Origin of the sequence: Ectobacillus funiculus, from assembly GCF_004138295.1 — a bacterium.
In the GTDB taxonomy this organism is placed as follows: Bacteria; Bacillota; Bacilli; order Bacillales; family Bacillaceae_G; genus Ectobacillus; species Ectobacillus funiculus.
On the sequence record NZ_SCFM01000006.1, the window covers coordinates 371,386 to 389,457 of the forward strand.

At 42.7% G+C, this 18,072-nt stretch carries 19 protein-coding genes; 5 read left to right on the forward strand and 14 right to left on the reverse strand.

Going from position 1 to position 18,072, the window contains the following annotated elements; genetic code table 11:
• Positions 1 to 28: 28 nt before the first annotated feature.
• The gene (gene ptsG / locus EP737_RS06165) at positions 29 to 2,062 is read right to left on the reverse strand and encodes a glucose-specific PTS transporter subunit IIBC (RefSeq protein ID WP_129727035.1); all 2,034 of its coding nucleotides are present in this window, start codon (positions 2,060 to 2,062) and stop codon (positions 29 to 31) included.
• 341 nt (positions 2,063 to 2,403) lie between these two features.
• On the reverse strand, positions 2,404 to 3,255 hold the full coding sequence (gene glcT, locus EP737_RS06170) for a glucose PTS transporter transcription antiterminator GlcT (RefSeq protein WP_129727036.1): 852 nt from the start codon (positions 3,253 to 3,255) through the stop codon (positions 2,404 to 2,406).
• A gap of 185 nt (positions 3,256 to 3,440) precedes the next feature.
• Between glcT and EP737_RS06175 the strand changes: the two genes are divergently transcribed.
• A complete protein-coding gene (locus EP737_RS06175; RefSeq protein WP_129727037.1) occupies positions 3,441 to 4,238 on the forward strand; it encodes a Cof-type HAD-IIB family hydrolase in 798 nt (265 codons plus the stop codon).
• A 453-nt stretch (positions 4,239 to 4,691) separates the two neighbouring features.
• On the opposite strand, the gene EP737_RS06180 is transcribed toward EP737_RS06175, so the two are convergent.
• From EP737_RS06180 to EP737_RS06190, 3 genes are all read right to left on the reverse strand, one after another.
• Positions 4,692 to 5,591: a ComEC/Rec2 family competence protein gene (locus EP737_RS06180; RefSeq protein WP_129727038.1), complete on the reverse strand. Its 900-nt coding sequence runs from the start codon at positions 5,589 to 5,591 to the stop codon at positions 4,692 to 4,694.
• Between the two features lie 203 nt (positions 5,592 to 5,794).
• Positions 5,795 to 6,379 (reverse strand): SMC-Scp complex subunit ScpB, encoded by a 585-nt coding sequence (gene scpB / locus EP737_RS06185; RefSeq protein WP_129727039.1) that lies wholly within the window; start codon positions 6,377 to 6,379, stop codon positions 5,795 to 5,797.
• 14 nt (positions 6,380 to 6,393) lie between these two features.
• Positions 6,394 to 7,128 carry a segregation/condensation protein A gene (locus tag EP737_RS06190; RefSeq protein WP_129727040.1) on the reverse strand — a complete coding sequence of 245 codons (735 nt, stop codon included), beginning with the start codon at positions 7,126 to 7,128 and terminating at the stop codon, positions 6,394 to 6,396.
• Positions 7,129 to 7,353: 225 nt separating this feature from the next.
• On the opposite strand from EP737_RS06190, the gene EP737_RS06195 reads away from it, so the two are divergent.
• Entirely contained in the window at positions 7,354 to 7,452 is a 99-nt protein-coding gene (locus tag EP737_RS06195) for a YjcZ family sporulation protein (protein WP_129727041.1), read from the forward strand.
• Positions 7,453 to 7,629: 177 nt separating this feature from the next.
• On the forward strand, positions 7,630 to 8,148 hold the full coding sequence (locus EP737_RS06200) for a DUF309 domain-containing protein (RefSeq protein ID WP_129727042.1): 519 nt from the start codon (positions 7,630 to 7,632) through the stop codon (positions 8,146 to 8,148).
• A gap of 137 nt (positions 8,149 to 8,285) precedes the next feature.
• On the opposite strand, the gene EP737_RS06205 is transcribed toward EP737_RS06200, so the two are convergent.
• Positions 8,286 to 8,654: a GNAT family N-acetyltransferase gene (locus tag EP737_RS06205; protein WP_129727043.1), complete on the reverse strand. Its 369-nt coding sequence runs from the start codon at positions 8,652 to 8,654 to the stop codon at positions 8,286 to 8,288.
• 360 nt (positions 8,655 to 9,014) lie between these two features.
• Between EP737_RS06205 and EP737_RS06210 the strand changes: the two genes are divergently transcribed.
• Positions 9,015 to 10,838 carry an APC family permease gene (locus tag EP737_RS06210; RefSeq protein ID WP_129727044.1) on the forward strand — a complete coding sequence of 608 codons (1,824 nt, stop codon included), beginning with the start codon at positions 9,015 to 9,017 and terminating at the stop codon, positions 10,836 to 10,838.
• A 330-nt stretch (positions 10,839 to 11,168) separates the two neighbouring features.
• Here EP737_RS06210 and EP737_RS06215 read toward each other — a convergent pair whose 3' ends face one another.
• Positions 11,169 to 11,603 (reverse strand): peptidylprolyl isomerase, encoded by a 435-nt coding sequence (locus tag EP737_RS06215; RefSeq protein ID WP_129727045.1) that lies wholly within the window; start codon positions 11,601 to 11,603, stop codon positions 11,169 to 11,171.
• A gap of 234 nt (positions 11,604 to 11,837) precedes the next feature.
• Between EP737_RS06215 and EP737_RS06220 the strand changes: the two genes are divergently transcribed.
• Positions 11,838 to 12,704 carry a DUF1002 domain-containing protein gene (locus tag EP737_RS06220; protein ID WP_129727046.1) on the forward strand — a complete coding sequence of 289 codons (867 nt, stop codon included), beginning with the start codon at positions 11,838 to 11,840 and terminating at the stop codon, positions 12,702 to 12,704.
• A 133-nt stretch (positions 12,705 to 12,837) separates the two neighbouring features.
• Here the strand turns inward: EP737_RS06220 and EP737_RS06225 are convergent, their stop codons facing one another.
• From EP737_RS06225 to EP737_RS06255, 7 genes are read right to left on the reverse strand one after another with little or no spacing between them, the layout of a single operon-like run.
• Complete coding sequence (locus EP737_RS06225) at positions 12,838 to 14,316, reverse strand: spore germination protein (RefSeq protein ID WP_129727047.1); 1,479 nt, start codon at positions 14,314 to 14,316, stop codon at positions 12,838 to 12,840.
• Positions 14,288 to 14,872: a stage V sporulation protein SpoVABEA gene (spoVAEA, locus tag EP737_RS06230; protein WP_129727048.1), complete on the reverse strand. Its 585-nt coding sequence runs from the start codon at positions 14,870 to 14,872 to the stop codon at positions 14,288 to 14,290. The genes EP737_RS06225 and spoVAEA overlap by 29 nt, the downstream gene beginning before the upstream one ends.
• 5 nt (positions 14,873 to 14,877) lie before the next feature.
• The gene (gene spoVAE / locus EP737_RS06235) at positions 14,878 to 15,228 is read right to left on the reverse strand and encodes a stage V sporulation protein AE (RefSeq protein ID WP_129727049.1); all 351 of its coding nucleotides are present in this window, start codon (positions 15,226 to 15,228) and stop codon (positions 14,878 to 14,880) included.
• A 7-nt stretch (positions 15,229 to 15,235) separates the two neighbouring features.
• A complete protein-coding gene (gene spoVAD / locus EP737_RS06240; protein WP_129727050.1) occupies positions 15,236 to 16,249 on the reverse strand; it encodes a stage V sporulation protein AD in 1,014 nt (337 codons plus the stop codon).
• A gap of 14 nt (positions 16,250 to 16,263) precedes the next feature.
• Positions 16,264 to 16,719: a stage V sporulation protein AC gene (spoVAC, locus tag EP737_RS06245; RefSeq protein ID WP_129727051.1), complete on the reverse strand. Its 456-nt coding sequence runs from the start codon at positions 16,717 to 16,719 to the stop codon at positions 16,264 to 16,266.
• A gap of 11 nt (positions 16,720 to 16,730) precedes the next feature.
• On the reverse strand, positions 16,731 to 17,147 hold the full coding sequence (locus tag EP737_RS06250) for a stage V sporulation protein AB (protein ID WP_129727080.1): 417 nt from the start codon (positions 17,145 to 17,147) through the stop codon (positions 16,731 to 16,733).
• Positions 17,140 to 17,760, reverse strand: coding sequence for a stage V sporulation protein AA (locus EP737_RS06255; RefSeq protein WP_129727052.1), 621 nt, complete (start codon positions 17,758 to 17,760; stop codon positions 17,140 to 17,142). Before EP737_RS06255 ends, EP737_RS06250 begins: the two co-directional genes overlap by 8 nt.
• Between the last annotated feature and the right edge of the window lie 312 nt (positions 17,761 to 18,072).

Genomic DNA, 18,072 nt, shown 5'->3' on the forward strand with positions numbered 1-18,072 from the left:
TATAAGCCATGAGCCATTTTAATACTTTTTATTTAATAGCTACAACGTCTTTTTCACCTTTTGCTACGTTGCCTTGCTTTTTAATAACGATTTCCTGTCCTTCTTTTAGGTTTGTGAAGACTACAGGAGTCATAACCGAAGGCGCATTTGCTTTCACGAAGTCTAGGTCTACCTTCAACAATGGTTGTCCTTGTTTTACTTTATCGCCTTGGCTCACAAGAAGCTCAAAGCCTTCACCATTTAATTTTACTGTATCAATACCGAAGTGGATTAAAATTTCTTTTCCGCCTTCAGATAAAATACCGATAGCATGTTTTGTCGGGAACGCATTGATGATTTCACCGTTTACTGGAGATACAACTGTACCTTCTGCTGGCTCAATCGCAAAGCCATCACCCATCATTTTTCCTGCGAATACTTGGTCTGGAACTTCTGTGATTGGAACAAGCTTTCCTTCAATTGGAGCCACGATTACTTCTTCTTTAGTTGCCGCCGCTTGCTCTGCTTTCACTGGCTGCGCCGGTTGTACTTCCTTCACAATTTGCGGTGTACGACCTTTCATGATGTCATGAATTTGTGATTTCAATGTATCGGATTTTGGCCCGAAAATCGCTTGAATGTTGTTACCTACTTCTAATACGCCTGCTGCGCCAAGTGCTTTTAAGCGTGATTTATCAACATTCTTTTGATCTGCAACCTGTACACGTAAACGAGTGATACAAGCATCTAAAGAAGCGATATTTTCTTTACCGCCAAGAGCTGCTAGGATTTCCTGCGGAAGCTCTCCTGCGGAGGCTACTGGACCTTCTTCATTTTCTTCTACTACTTCACGGCCTGGTGTTTTCAAATCCCATTTGCGGATTGCAAAACGGAATCCGAAGTAGTAAATAACTGCGAATGCAAGACCAACTGGAATTACTAACCACCACGCTGTACGGCCTGGAAGAACCCCGAACAATAGGAAGTCAATTAAACCACCAGAGAATGTCATACCAATTTTTACATTTAAAATATCCATAATCATGAAGGAAAGACCAGCAAACACAGCGTGAACTGCGAATAATACAGGAGCCAAGAACAAGAATGAGAATTCGATTGGCTCAGTGATACCTGTTAAGAAAGATGTTAATGCGGCAGAACCTAAGATACCTGCTGCCATTTTTTTATTTTCTGGACGTGCTTCATGATACATTGCTAATGCAGCTGCTGGAAGACCGAACATCATGAATGGATATTTACCTGTCATGAACGTACCAGCTGTCAAAGGAGCACCATCTTTTAATTGAGCAAAGAAAATCTTTTGGTCACCGTGTACAATGTTTCCTGCTTTGTCTGTATATTGACCAAATTCATACCAAATTGGAGTGTAGAATACGTGATGCAGACCAAATGGAATTAAAGAACGTTCTACCAATCCGAACACAAATGCCGCAACTGTTCTGTTTGCATCAATTACGTTATGAGAGAATGCGTTTAACGCGTGCTGTACTGGAGGCCAGATAAAGAACAGCACTAAACCTAAAAGTAATGAAAATGCCGCAGTCGCAATCGGAACGAAACGCTTCCCTGCAAAGAATCCTAAGTAAGAAGCAAGTTCAATGTTAAAGTACTTGTTATAGCAATATGCCGCTAGGACACCGACAATAATACCGCCGAACACACCTGTTTGCAGCGTCGGAATACCAAGAACGTTTGCAAATGAAGGATCAGTACCAATTTTGTCAGCTGTTACACCTGCAATTACGCTCAGTGTTTTATTCATAATTAAGTAACCAACGATGGCTGCTAAGCCGGCAACACCTTCACCGCCTGCTAGCCCTACTGCTACCCCTACCGCGAACAGAAGTGGCAGATTATCAAAAACAACGCCGCCTGATTGCTCCATAACTTTTGCAATCATAACGAACCAGTCAGTTGTTAATGCTGGAATACGATCTGTAAGTGCCGGATTTTGGAATGCATTACCAAGCGCGAGCAAAATACCTGCCGCAGGCAAAATCGCAACCGGAAGCATGAGCGCTTTCCCAACTTTTTGAAGCACACCAAATAATTTTTTAAACATTTGGACTCTTCCTCCTTTTTAGGGTTTTTATTTTTTATGCTCGACAAACATAAAAAAAAGGCATGAGGAAAAAGGCAGAAAATAGCTGTTCAAGGGTAGTATACCCTTATGATCAGCTATCATTCCGAGCCCTTCTTCACTCATGCCTGATCGAATCAGTAACACGTGTCGAACGAGATAAATAATAGCAGTATTCAACTGTTACAGGCCGCAAACGGCTTTCCGAAAAAACCTTGCGACTTTTGTCGAAACATAGTGCTTACGAAAAATATTATACACAGTACATGTAAGCGATTCAATACTTTTTATTTTTATTTTTATATTTTTTTAAACATCCGACCCTAGTTCGGCGTTTTTCCTTGCGCGAGGCGCTGCAGATGCATCGTGAGGTACACTGTTTCCGCCTCATACACCGAAAGCTGCAATTGCTGCTCCATTACCCTTACAAGCTTCCATGCTACAGCATAAGCAGTTGGATATTCCTCCCGCAAAATTTCTGCAAATCGCCTTGGCTCCTCTACCTGTTCTCCGTTCCTCACACGTTCAATTGTATAATGCAAATGTCGAATGAGACGAAGGTAATGAACGCTGTCGCGGGCCAGTTCAATCTGTAGATGCTCTTCGATCAGAGTAATTAAGCGCGAGATCAAACGGGAATTTTGATTGACAGATGATACTTCCGAGTTTGTAACCGAGCTGTAAATGTGCAATGCAATAAACCCGACTTCTCCTTCAGGGAGTGAAATGTTTAACCTTTCATTCAGCATTTCAATAACGCCTTTAGCAATCTCATATTCCTGAGGATACAGCGCTTTCGTCTCTAGCAAAAATGGGTTGTCCATCGCAAAGCCTTGCTTCAGCCGCTTAATTGCAAATGCAATATGATCAGTGAGTGCGATATGAATATGTTCATTTAACGGCTCACTTACCCGGTCTTGAATGTACAGCATAATATCGTTCATAAGCTCAATCAATCGTTCACTCACATGCGGAACAAGCGTTTTGTATTGTTCTCGTTCCCGTTCATTTGTCAAAATAAACATTTTCTCGATTGTCTCTGCGGATAGTTGGTCTCCCGTCTTCTTTCCGAATCCGATTCCTTTGCCAATCACGACAACCTCTTCATGCTCCGGATGGGAGGCGATGATGACGTTATTGTTAAGCACTTTTTGTACTTCAAGCCCTTCTCTCATATATCCTCCACCTTTATGCGAAAAACAGTCTGTCTCCATGTTACAAAACCAGTGCTTTATCGTCAATGCAAAACAACTGCCAATACAAGGCTCTTCCTTTTAGACATCGGCTGTCCTGACGACTATAATGGATATAACTATATTTCTAACATAGCATTCCACTAAATAAAAAGGAGCGGTTATCTATGATCAAAATGTTTGTAAGCGATATCGACGGCACAATGATGCAGCACGGGGGCATTATTGATAAAGAGGATGTGCAGGCACTGCGTAGGATGGCTGAAGAAGGTGTCATTCTTTGCTTTGCATCCGGCCGATTAGATAATGAAATTGCCGCGTTGATGAAGGATATCGGTACAAACTTTCACCGTATTAGCGTAAATGGTGTATTTGTTTACACGCATGACAACGAACAGCTGTTGAACGCCTCCTTCGAGCCAGATATTTTACCGCAATTGCTTGCAATATCAAGCGGCGAAAAATTTATTCGTTATATCAGTGATGAGCATAATTATTATATTGAGAAAAAAAGCCCTTTCATTTTGGAATTAGAAGAAAAAGCCAAACTGCATTCCGTTGAGGAACCGAAGTTGCTGGATAAGGTTGGGAAAACAATATTTCCCCACAAAATCTCGATCGGCGGCAATGAGGCTGCTTTAGTAGAGCTGCAACAGGAAATCGAGGATCGCTTCGCGGGAAAAGTGAGCACCTTTATCTCGGCAAAGGAGTGCCTCGACATTATGCCAGCTAGTGTAAGCAAGGGAGCAGCTGTTTCCGTATTGCTCGAGCAGCACGGCGTACGAGCTGATGAAATGGCATGCATTGGCGATTCCTATAATGATATTCCTATGTTTCAGCTCACGCCGCACAGCTTTGCCATGAAGGATGCAGACGAAGAGGTAAAACGTCATGCCGGGCATGTAGCGGCATCCGTAAAAGAAGCCGCAGAATACGTTCGTATGCATAATCAACAAACTGTGTAAGAAATGTTGGCCACAAGACTTAAGAAACCGTAGCAGTTCCATGTGCAAGGAGGATCTTCAAGAGAAGCAATCCACAGAGCTGTTAACCTATACATAATTATAAAAACATACTGCTATATAATCACTATAAGCAGTATGTTTTTATAATTTCAAAAAGAATACATTTCCAGCTGGAGGCAAATTCGATACAGCAGGAAATTTTGGGAACAAGCTGTAAATGCAACTACGTTTCTGTCTTCGCCAATCGGCGATTTTTCTTTACAAGATTAAGAAAGTATAACTTTTCGGGGTGATGTCTTAGCTCCCAAGGCCCAAAATGGCAGAATTCAGGCTGAATCTCCGCAAAAGGAAAAAAGCGCCTTTTACTTTGGCCCACCTCTACGCTGCCATAAAAGGCGGGCCTTGTCCGCTTTTCTTTATGTGTAATCTGCTCATAGGTAGAATAACCTTAGCTTATCGCAACAACGGCAACGGTAGACCGCCTTGTATTTGCAAGCTGTTTCCATCCGTCTCCATTTCCACATCACCGTCAGCGGTTGTATACACTTGAATGCCAAATTTCCGAATCCGCTTCATCACACTCCGATGAGGATGACCGTATGGATTTCCTTTTTCGTAAGAAATAACGGCAAATTGAGGATACACATTCTCCAAAAGCAACCGTCCTGTTGAGGTATAAGAGCCGTGATGACCGATTTTCAGAACATCCGCATGAACAGGATACGTTTGAATTATTTTCTTTTCTGTCCTTACATCTGCATCTGCCATAAGCAGGAAATCGGCCTTCTTATATCTAATTTTCAGCACAATGGAAGACTCGTTGTTTTGCAGTTTTCTTTTTCCAGTATTCAGTACTTGGATGGATACGTCCGGATCCATTTGCAGGAATTTTCCTTCCTCTGCGGGAATAAAGGGAATGCGTCGCTTTTTCACGCTGCGTACGTACATATGATAGGTGAGTGTACCATAAGGTTTACCGCTATCTAGCACCATAGCAACCGGGACCTGCTGAATAATAGGAATTAACCCGCCAATATGATCCATGTCTGGATGCGTGCTGACAACCAAATCAAGACGTTTAATCCCTTTTTCAATGAGCTTATTCATAATTACTTCCCCCGCCTCATGCGGTCCTCCATCAATAAGCACCGTCTTTTGATTTGGCAGAACAAGCAAGGTTGCATCCCCTTGTCCAACCTGCAAAAACATAATCTTTAGCTTATTAGATTGCTCCTGCTCTGAAATGAACCTACTTGCCTGTACAGCGAAATCATGTGTAGCATACGAAACACCCGACAATTGGAGGCAAAAGAGAACAGACAAGCCAAAACATATAACCCGTATCCACTTCATACAACAGCCTCCTTTTTCTGCTTATTATGAGGCGTTTACTTTATTTTCATGTATATAAATTGCGTATTGTCGATCCTTGCTCTTGGGCGAAGACAGAGGCGTAATTGCCCCTATACTTCATTCCTAAAATTTCTCGCTACGTCGAGTTGGCTTCTGTCTGGGAATTTATAGTTTCCTAACAATACAAAAAAGCCCGACAGTTGTCAGGCTTCTTGTTCCACAGGGAGTTCACGAAGCGAATCAAAAAATAAATCTGCTTCGTTCATATTCTGCACTTCCTCTGGCAGCGGAGGAAGCTCTTTTAATGTTTTCAATCCGAATGTATCTAAAAATTCCTTTGTTGTACCATATAAAATTGGACGCCCTGTTCCCTCGGCTCGCCCGATTTCCTTCACCAGCAAGCGGGAAATGAGTGTTTGCAGCGCCTTTTCCGTCTTCACGCCGCGAACCTCTTCGATTTCCGTTCTTGTAATAGGCTGGCGGTATGCTATAATTGCAAGCGTTTCAAGCGCCGCCTGCGATAAGGAAGACGACATAGGCGTTTCAATAAGCTTCTTGTAGTAGGAGGCATGCTCCTTTTTTGTTGTTAGACGATATGTCTGTGCATATTGAACAATTTGCAAGCCGCAGCTAGGTCTCTGATAGTCCTCCTGCAGCTGCTGTAAAAGCAATTGCACCTCTCCCTTCTCTAATTCTAGTACACCTGCAATCTGTTCAAGATAGATTCCTTCATCTCCAGAGATGAAGAGAAGCCCCTCAACGACTGCTTTTTGTTCTGCACGTTCCAACACAATCTCCTCCTCTATGTTTGAAAGACATAAATCTCGTCAAAATTACGCTCCTGCTCGATCATGATGAGCTTTTTTTTCATCAGCTCCAACACAGCTAAAAACGTAACAACTATTGCTTCCCTGTCATCTTGCCCAAACAAATCAAAAAACCGCTGCCGGCCTCCACTTAACCTCACACGCTTCATTACTTCATCCATCTGTGCCTCAATGGAAATTTCCTGACGCGTAATAGTTGTCGTAATTGGCCGCTGGAGCGTTTTACGCCGCATCAGCTTCTGAAAGGCTGCAAGCATGTCGTACAGCGTAACATCCAGCGGTATACGTTCGTCGCTATCCTGCCCTTGAAACGGACTTAAGTCGGCCGGAGGGCGTGTAAACAGCTGGGCACGTTCTCCCTCTCGCTCCTTTAATTCCGTTGCGGCTTCTTTATATTTCTTGTATTCTATTAAACGCTCCATCAGCTCCTGACGCGGATCCTCCGTAAGCTCCTCGCCATCTTCGGACCATTCCTCTTCATGCTTAGGAAGGAGCATTTTGCTTTTCATAGCCAGCAGCGTTGCCGCCATAACCAAAAACTCGCTCGCCACATCCAGCTGAAGCTCCTGCATCGCATGTATGTACGATACATACTGCTCCGTAATGGTTGCAACAGGGATATCGTATATATCGATTTCATAACGATTGATTAAATGTAAAAGTAAATCTAAAGGGCCTTCAAAGGCATCAATTTTAACATTGTATTGCACGATACATCCCACCAATTCCTTAATACCGCCGGGGCTTCTGCTCGAGAAGACCAAACGGCAGAACATTATAAGTATAGAGCATCCGGATGAACTATCCAACCGTTCTTAGAAAAAGTCAGAAATTCTTTTATTTGGAACTAGACATTCGCCCACGCAACGGGGCTTATGTCCTACATATGATAACACTGTAATGAAGCAAACAATTATGTAGGAGGTTCAAAAACTATGGGTGATCATGTGGGAGGACATCATAGCGGATTTGCTTTAATTGTGGTGTTGTTTATTTTGTTAATTATCGTTGGTGCAGCTTGCATCTGCTGGTGACCCGAAGGCAGCCGGATTTCCTTCCGGCTGCTTTTTCTTGATTATGGTAAAATGGTAGGTAAATCAAATTTGTTAGCTTAAATTTCTTACACTTTATTCCTAAGATTTCCTGCTGCGTCGAGTGGCTTCTGGCTGGAAACTTATGCTTTCTTAAAGTGTTACAAAGGGGCTCTGTACATGTATCCAAACGCATACATACAATACTTAATTCATTTTCATGGAGACCGTGATTATTTTGAATGTCATGAAATTTTGGAGGAATATTGGAAGGAGGAGCCGCGCGGCCAGCGAAAGCCGCATTGGGTCGGGCTGATTCAAATTGCGGTTTCCTTATATCATCAGCGCCGCGGCAATTGGAAAGGCGCTGCGCGCATGATGGAACATGCCCTTGCCATCTTACAGAAAGAGGAAGCGGCAGTTAGAGCGCTTGGACTTGATTATGAATCATTACTGCGTCTCTTAGGCAACCAGCTCGATGATATAATCCATCAGCGAGCTTACAAAAGTATCATGCTCCCGATTGCTGATGGCGGGCTAACCGAGACATGCATCCGCCAATGTGAGAAGCTAGGATTCCAATTCGGAAGCAACAGTGATATGGCGAACTTGTCTCTCCTTCATAGGCATACGCTGCGCGATCGAAGCGAGGTTATCGCTGAACGACAGCGCCAACTGCAAAAAAGAAAGCAGAGATGATTTCTCTGCTTTCTTTTTTGCTTCTTTTCTTACATTGTTAAGGATAAAATGTAAGTGCAGCTACGCCTATGTCTTCGCCTAACAGCTCGCCAGCCAGCGAGTTTTCCTTAACAAGAAACAATGTATTATACAATTTTTTATAAGCTAACTTGATGCGATACGTCCTTGCATTTTTCGCAAAAAACCGCAGTATGCTCATTTCCGTACAGCGTAACCCCAGGCATCATGGCACATAGCTCTTGCACCATTTTTTTGCCCATACCAGCATGACGATGTGATGGATTCACGCAAATATGCTGAACCTGCACAACGCCTTCTTCTTTCTTCACTGTTCCGATAATTCCAAGAACATCATCGTCCTCTTTCCACAAATACAATTGCCAATCTTCGTTTGTTTCGTATTCCTTCACTGTAGCTAGTAGCTTTTTCAGTTCTTTTTCTGTTGGCATAAAAGAAAGAAGACCCATCGCAATTTTTTCATAACTCTTTTTGAAACGAATCAACATACAAACGTATCCCTTCTTAATTGAAAAAACTTTCCAATTCACAATAACAAATAATCAGACTGTCATAAACGATACGACGCATACTAACGCTTTTCCTGCTTCTTCCCCTTATTATGGCTTAATTTTGCAAACATTAATATGTTCAGAGATGTGTTTATTTTACACCATTTTTTTTCAGGTGAGAAGTACTTATTATTCATATGCAAGAATCGGATGCAATGTTTGGGAATTTAAAAATAATCTTCTATAAAGTTTATAAAAGACACATACTAATTTCACATTTCATTTTATTTTTTGCACACAAAGACATGAAAAAAATGGTACAATTCACAATACATTTTACATACTGGTGGTGAATTTATGATGTCCTCTTTGAAGCGTTTCCTGATCGGAAAGCCATTAAAGTCAACAGAACTAGGGGAGCAAAAGCTAAATAAACTAAAGGCATTGGCGATCTTATCCTCTGACGCGCTTTCATCTGTCGCCTATGGAACAGAACAAATTTTGATTGTGCTGGTCGCATTCGGTACAATTGCCTTTTGGTATTCACTCCCAATTGCTTTAGGTGTTCTCATTTTATTAATTGCGCTTATCTTGTCGTACAGGCAAATTATTTACTCGTATCCAAAGGGGGGCGGCGCCTACGTTGTTTCCAAAAGTAATTTGGGCGAAAATGCTGGTTTAATTGCTGGAGGCTCACTGCTTGTCGATTATATTTTAACAGTTGCGGTAAGCGTTTCTGCCGGAACAGATGCAATTACATCAGCATTTCCGGCTCTTCACGATTATACGGTCATCATCGCGATTGTACTCGTTATCTGCATTACAATTCTCAATCTAAGAGGACTCACCGAGTCTGCTTCCGTGCTCGCCTACCCTGTTTATTTATTTGTCCTCGCTCTCATTGTTTTAATTGCAGTAGGACTATTCAAAATCGTAACAGGGCACGCTCCGGCTAGCGGGCATGCTCCAATTGGAACAGCAGTGTCGGGTGTCACATTATTTCTTTTGCTTCGTGCATTTTCATCTGGCTGTTCTGCATTAACAGGTGTGGAAGCAATTTCTAATGCGATTCCAAATTTTAAAGATCCTGCGCCAAAAAATGCAGCTATGACACTCATAATGATGGGCGGAATTTTAGCCGTGCTGTTTTCCGGCATTACGATACTTGCGTATTGGTACGCCATCACCCCTAAACTAGAGGAAACAGTTGTATCGCAAATCGCTTCTGAGATATTTGGACGAAACTTTATGTACTATTTTATCCAAGGAACAACAGCGCTGATTCTCGTTCTTGCGGCCAACACAGGATTTTCGGCGTTTCCTTTGCTTGCATACAATTTAGCGGCAGATAAGTATATGCCGCGTATGTATTTAATGCGAGGAGATCGTTTAGGCTATTCAAATGGTATTATTACACTTGGTCTGGGATCCATTGTGCTCATTATTGCATTTAAAGGGCAAACAGAGCAGCTCATTCCGCTCTATGCCGTCGGGGTATTTATTCCATTCACCCTATCACAAACAGGCATGACATTAAAATGGCTGCGGGAAAAGCCTGCGGGCTGGGTCGCAAAAATGATTACCAATCTGCTTGGAGCAATTATCACCTTTACTGTGTTAAGCATCCTGTTTCTCACAAAGTTTGGGCAAGTATGGTCTATTCTTATTTTTCTGCCTATCATTGTGTTTATATTTCGCCGAATCCGCAAGCATTACGATGATGTTGGTGAACAATTGCGGATTGATACAATTGGGAAAACAACAGAAATTGAAGGAAATGTTGTAATTGTACCTATAGCAGGCATCACGAGAGTAGTGGAGCAATCCATTGAATATGCGGAATCGATTGGAGACCGTGTATTTGCAGTATACGTCGCCTTTGATCGTGAGGATGAACTCCGAATGAAGAAAAAATGGGAGCAGTGGAAACCTAACATACGGTTAATCACGGTATTCACTGCCTATCGTAGTTTAACAAGACCGCTGTTTAAACTTATTGACACAATTGACGCAAAGGCAAAGGAAAACCATCATACAGTAACAGTACTGATTCCGCAGTTTATTCCGAAGAAAAACTGGCATAATATTTTGCATAATCAATCCAGTTTTCTGCTGCGCACCTATTTACTGCACAAAAAGAATGTTGTCGTGGCAACTGTGCCGTATCATTTTTGGAAATAAGAAAAGCGGATGCAGTTCAGCTTTGCTCGTAAAGGGAATAGCGATCTCATTGGCAAGACGTTTTTGCCTTATGAATGGGAGGCTCTTTCCCGTAACAAGCAGTTCGTAGACCCCAGACAAAGTCCGATACTTTCTTATTTTTAAAAACTGAAAGCCCCTGGTCCATTTCAGACCAAGGGCTTTCAGTTTTTTATTTACACTGTAGGAACGTATAAATTTCCCGCTAGAAGTCATTCGATGAAGTTGGAAATTTTAGGGATACAGTGTACATGCAACTACGCCTCTGTCTTCGCCTAACGGCTTGCCAATCAGCGAGTTTTCTTTAGGAAATCAATCTTCCCAAACTTTAACTTCCTTCATAACAGCGCCTTGCTTCATATTCAGCACTGTTTCCATTCCTTCGATTACTTTTCCAAACACAGTATGTACACCATCTAAATGAGGCTGCGGCTCATGTACAATAAAGAACTGGCTGCCGCCTGTATCTTTTCCGCGGTGCGCCATTGAGAACGCCCCTGCTGTATGCTTGTGCGGGTTGCCTGCTGTTTCACATGGAATCGAATAACCAGGACCGCCTGCGCCTGTTCCTGTAGGATCTCCCCCTTGACTTACGAAACCTGGAATAACACGGTGGAAAGTTACACCATCATAAAATCCTTCTTTAGCTAATTTAGCGAAGTTATCAACTGTAATCGGTGCTGCTTCATGAAACAGTTCGAATTCAATTTTCTCACCGTTTTCCATAATAATATGACCTTTTTTCATTGGAAAATCTCTCCTTTATTCAATCTCAGCCTCTATCATACCATATTGTGTGCAGGATACAAAATAAGGACCTTATGGGGGAATAGTATTTCTGGTAATTATGCCCCTTACCTCTAAAATATAACAAGACAACTTTGCAAAAATCCAACTTAAGACTGATGACAAAGCATAGAAATGTACTATAATGGGCTTGTTGCCCTAAAATTATTAGAAAGAAGGAAAGGAGCGATTTTCGTGAAAACGAAGCTCTTATCATGGCTTCTCGCCTTATCTGTTCTATTTGTGCCTGTTTCTGCACTGGCAGATGTAGCAGAGGGAGACAGCATCGTGACATTAGGAGAAAACTTAACGGAACAACAAAAAACCGAAATGTTACAGGAAATGAAGGCGCCAAGCGATGCGCAAATTATTACTGTTTCTAATGAGGAAGAACACAAATATTTGGATCAATATGTACCGAAAGCGCAAATTGGCACAAAAGCCATTTCATCATCTATCATTACGTATACAAAGGCCGGCTCTGGCTTAATCGTACAAACAAAGAATATTAGCTGGGTGACAGACGCAATGTATACGAACGCGCTTATCACAGCAGGTGTAAAGGATGCAAATATTTATATTACAGCACCATTCTCTGTTTCTGGTACAGCAGCGCTTACAGGATTAATGAAAGCCTATGAGGTCGCGACAAATAAGCCGATCTCCGAAGAAGTCAAGCAGGTCGCAAATCAGGAAATGGTAACAACCGCAAAGCTTGGTGATCAAATTGGCTCCGATCAGGCAGTCGCACTTGTTGCAAAGGTCAAGGAGGCCATTGCGAACGATCCGCCGCAAAACGTAGAGGAGCTGAAGGCTCTGATTAAAAAATATGCAGATGAGCTTGGTATTCAATTGACTGACGAGCAATTTAATAATCTCGTTACCTTATTCCAGAAAATGCAAAGCTTGAACATCGACTGGAATCAAGTCGGTGATCAATTGAATCAAGCGAAAGAGAAAGTAACAGCATTCCTAAGTTCTGATGAAGGGCAAACCTTTTTAGAGCAGTTAAAAGGGATTTTTGCAAGCTTTATTGATTTTGTGAAGTCATTGTTTAAATAAGAAAAGATGGGATGACCGAGCAGGAGATATTTCTCCCTGCTGCGGTCATTTTTTTACACTTGTAGGAACAAAATGTAAGTGTAACTGCGCCCCTGTCTTCGCCTGACAAACAAGCGACCAGTATCGCTGCATGTTAGGGCAAGCGCTTTGTATTTTGCGGATGGACGATGCTTGGCCTTTCTCTCATACTGGAAATGGTTGGACGAATCAAGATTTTCATAAGTGCTCTCCCATTAAATGGCAAAAACGGCCATAGGTATGGAGTCTGCAGGCTTTTGATCGATACAAGGAATAGGATCAGCAAGGTTACGCCGATGATAAAGCCTATTTCATGAAGCCATGCTGTAAGTAAAATAATGAAAATTTTTGCAATTTTGTTCGCAAGTCCAAGCTCATAGCTTGGTGTAGCATATGTTCCGATAACCGAGATCGCTGAATATAAAATAACCTCGGGAACAAATAGACCGACTTCAATAGCAATTTGTCCGACAAGCACAGCAGCAATTAAACCAAGCGAAGTCGATAACGCTGTTGGCGTATGAATCGATGCCATCCGTAAAAACTCAAGTCCGACCTCAGCCAAGATAATTTGCAAAAATGTCGGTAAGTTCGTCGTTTTATTCGGCCCAATAAACCCAAACTTATCCGGTAAAAGGCTCGGATCAAATACGAAGGCTAACCAAAATGGCAATAGAAAGAGGGAGAAAAAAATCCCGATAAATCGAATCCAACGTAAAAACGTACCAACCGCCGGGTTTTGCCGGAATTCCTCCGCATGCTGCACATGGTGGAAAAAGGTTGTCGGTGTGATCATAACGCTAGGAGATGTATCAACAATAATAAGAACATGTCCTTCCAAAATGTGATTGGCTGCAACATCAGGGCGCTCCGTATATCGTACTAGCGGATACGGGTTGATGCTTTGCTTCACTAAAAACTCTTCGACTGCTTTATCTGCCATTGTGAGGCCATCAATTTTAATGTTTGTTAGCTCTTGTTTAATAATTCTTACTAAATCCGGATCTGCTACGTCCTGAATATAGGAAATACAAATATCTGTTTTTGAGCGTTCCCCAACCTTGATAATCTCATGACGAAGGCGTGGATCACGGATTCTGCGGCGAATCAGACCGGTGTTCATAACGATATTCTCAACAAATCCATCACGGGCGCCGCGTACAACCTTCTCTGTATCAGGCTCAGCCGGGCTCCGTCCCGGATAGCTTCGAACGTCAATGACAAACGCCTCTTCTTCTCCCTCTACAAAGATAATAATGAGTCCGGATAAAGCAGACGATAATACCTCTTCCATTGTTTTCACTTTGCTCACCTGCTGATGGATGAGGCGGTTTTCTAAAATTGCTGTTACATTGTCACGCTGGCTTTCTACATCATTTGTATCAATCACTTCATCCAAAAGATGGATGATAAAGTTGGAATCACACAGCCCGTTTACATATAGCAAACCAATCTTTGTTCCTAGAAAATCAAACTTCCGCAGGCCCACGTCAAATGTTACACCAATCCCAACGGTTTGCTTTAAATAGTTTTCATTATCGCTCAAAAACGAAGAAATGGGAATGTTAACCTTTTGCTTCTCCGTTGTCGTCATAATATCCACTCCTTTCTAAAATCAGCTCAATCGCCTGCTTTGTTATGGGAGAGCCGCGCTTCACATCATCATTTCCATACATTTTCCCGATATCACCAATTCCGATAATGATCGGTACATTCAATTTGTCTAGGCAATATACGGTATCACCGTTAATGCGCCCAAGTTCCACATCTGCCAGCCCGGATTTATCAACACCATACTCCGTTAAGTGACCATTTCGGTCGATGCTCACATCCACACGCGTCCATTCATGATGGTGCGTGTTCGATGCAACAGCCAGTACGCCAAGAACATCTATTTGCGCATGGTTCGCTACATACTGTAATGCTTGCTCTCCGGGTCCTTCTCCTATGTAGCCGCTGTCGTCAAACAGTATAAAAACAGGGTCATGCGGCGTCTGAAGGATGAGCTGTACTAATTGTTCTCCTGTCAGCCTCGTCGGATTGCTTTGGGATGCTGAAATGCAGCGCCCGCCAAACTCTTTTGCTACATATTCAATTGTGCGCAGCGCATATTCATCTCCGTCCGTCACCAAAATAACCCTTCTTCTCATAGATCTTATCCTTTCGGTTTAAAAATAAGAGCAGCGATAAACGCAAACAAAATAGCAGCTGAAATCCCAACAGATGTTAGGGAAAACATGCCCATCCCAAGCCCGAGATAACCGTGTTGCTTCGCTTCCTGCATCGCTCCGTGCATGAGGGAGTGACCAAAACTTGTAATCGGAACAGTGGCACCAGCACCAGCAAAGCGAATGAGATTATCATAAAGACCAAACCCGTCCAATATAGCGCCAAGTATGACAAAGCTTGCCATAAGATGGGCCGGGGTTAGCTTTGTAATATCTAAAAACAATTGTCCTACTACACAGATGGCTCCGCCGACCAAAAAAGCATATACAAACTCCATACTTCCATTACACTCCTTTTACGCGTTCGAATACAACCCCGTGCGCAATCGTTGGGATGCTTTCCTTTTGCTGAACCATTATCGGGTTTAGCAGAGCGCCAGTCGCTACTACCAACAGACGATTTAGGTTTCCTAACCGCATTTCTTGCAGCAAATGTCCATATGTCACAACCGCTGAACACGCGCAGCCGCTGCCGCCGGCAAATACTTCTTGATCCGGTCCGTAAAGCAGCAAACCGCAATCATTGTACACACTTCCCATATCGTAGCCTTCATCTAGCAGCATTTGCCGGCAAATGGGTGTGCCAACTGCAGATAAGTCACCTGTTACAATTAAATCGTAGTCGCTTGCGCTGCGGCCTAAATCTTCAAAATGCTGTTGAATTGTTCGCGCTGCTGCCGGCGCCATCGCAGATCCCATATCAAATGGGTCTGTAATGCCAAGATCCTCCACCGTTCCAAGCGTAGCGGAGGTAATCTTGATCGGTCCTGGAGCTTGGCTCACCAAAGCGGTTCCCGCTCCGGTCACGGTCCACGTCGCTGAATCCGGCTTTTGTCCTCCATATTCTGTTGGATAACGAAATTGTCGCTCTGCTGTAGCGTTATGGCTGCTCACGCTTGCCAAAACCCGATTGGCAAAGCCCCCGTCCACTAATGCCGAACCAACCGCTAGTGTTTCCATAGACGTTGAGCAGGCGCCGAACATTCCTAAATATGGAATGCCAAGTTGGCGGGCAGAATAGCTTGCTGTTACAATTTGATTCAGCAAATCCCCAGCGAGGAAGAAATTAATATCCTCATGTTTAAGTTCCGTCTTTGTTAGTACTTGCTCAATGGAATCGCTCATGAGCCGTCTTTCAGCGAGTTCCCAATTGCTTTCGTTGCAATGGAGTTCGTCATACTTCACATCAAAGTATTGACCGAGAGGCCCATTTGCTTCCATTGGTCCAACCGCTGTACCAGTTGCATTGACATACACATCATTTTGAAACACCCACGTTTGTTTTCCAGTCAGTCTCATGCTGCTCCTCCTTGTTACATCAACAGTTTGAGTGTATAGCGGATCAGGCCGACAATATAAGCTCCGACTACCCCAAATACAATCACACTTCCTGCTAGCTTAAACATGTTCGTCGCCACACCTAGTACAATTCCTTCACTCCGATGCTCCATCGCTGCACTTGTCATAGAGTTGGCAAAACCGGTTACTGGCACAGCCGACCCGGCCCCTGCATATTGTCCGAGTTTGTCATATATACCAAGTCCCGTTAAAAGAGCGGAAAGTATGACCAGCGTTGCTACAGTAGGATTACCAGCCTCTTTATCGGAAAAATGAAAAACAGTTGTGTAAAACTTTGTTAAAGCTTCTCCAATCGTACAAATGATGCCCCCGATAATAAATGCTCTCGTGCAATTTACGAGATAATTCGGCTTTGGTTGATAGGGCTTAATATTATTTTTATAATCATCCTTCAGCTTTTTCTTCGCCATCTATATCCCTCCTATTTAATCAAATACAGCCAGTGAAACAACGAACCTAACACCTTTCCAAGCACAAGGGCCATGAGCAGTACAACAATTTTTCCATCTACGCCGATCCGCTTTGCTAATATCGGAAGCACATTTAATACTTCCGTTAAAGCCGCCGATAGCATACCGACGAACACACCACATAACAAACCAAGCGGTACAATCCAAAAATGAGAAACTGACAGCACCGTATCTCTCAGGCTGAACCAGCTGCCAATTAACGCTCCTGTGATAACTGCCCATTCATAAGCTTGTACATAATGGACACTTTTCGTCAGCTGCACTAGCCTCGGAATAATGCCAAGCACCGCCAGAAAAGCTACAAAGCCTCCTCCAACCGCAATGCCGCCCGCAAAGCCAATGAACATAACCGAACTGTACTCAACGATTTTCAAGCTGTTTCATACTCTCTTTGTTTTCATTCATAATAACGTATTGATCTAATGACTGCTGATATTGAAAAATTTCGACCTCAAGCGGGCTAGGCTCTTCATTAATACGTTTTTTAAACACATGGTTAAAAAACAAGATCATACCAACTCCAAGTCCGAGCGAATATGGGATTTGAAATAAAAGCGGCTTTTTGACTGTTTCTCCTGTTACCATGTAATACATACGCTGATGTACCTGCTGCATGCTAACATCCTCATGAAAATAAATGATAGCAAGACCAGCCCCGACAAATAAAAGCAGCCAAACAACAGTGAAAAAAAATGGATTCACACGTTTTTCCTCATAGACGATCTCCACAATCGTTTGTGCGGGCCCTAGTAAATTCAGCTCCAATGTATGGTTATGCTGCCTAATTGCTTCAATTACCTTCATTGCGTCAATGACCACATGCGTTTTATCCTGCTTTGTAATTTGATATACAGGGCACTTTCTTAAGTGCTCGACAAGCGTCTCATCTGCTGTGATTTGTGCGACATCTCCCACCTGAATTTCATACCCCGGCGACACCTGCAAACGCTGACGCATTTTTATATAGACAAGGTTGCTCATTGCCACCATCTCCTCCACAATTCCTCGTAGTTGTAGTATGCTTGATGCAAAATTATCTAATACGAATTTTTAACAGATTTTCTGAAAAGAAGTCCCCTTCCTCAAGGAATGGGAAGGGCGTAGCCCAAATGAGTAGGTGGGGGATGAATGTTCAGTAGGCGTAAGCCTATTTTTTCTCTACTTTGTAGTTGGTTATTGAAAATCGAACATATATTCGTTATAATGGGATTACCAAGACATGGAAGATGGTGTTGAAAATGGCAACTAGGGAAGATGGAACTCATATAAAAGGAACAAAAAAATCTTTACCAG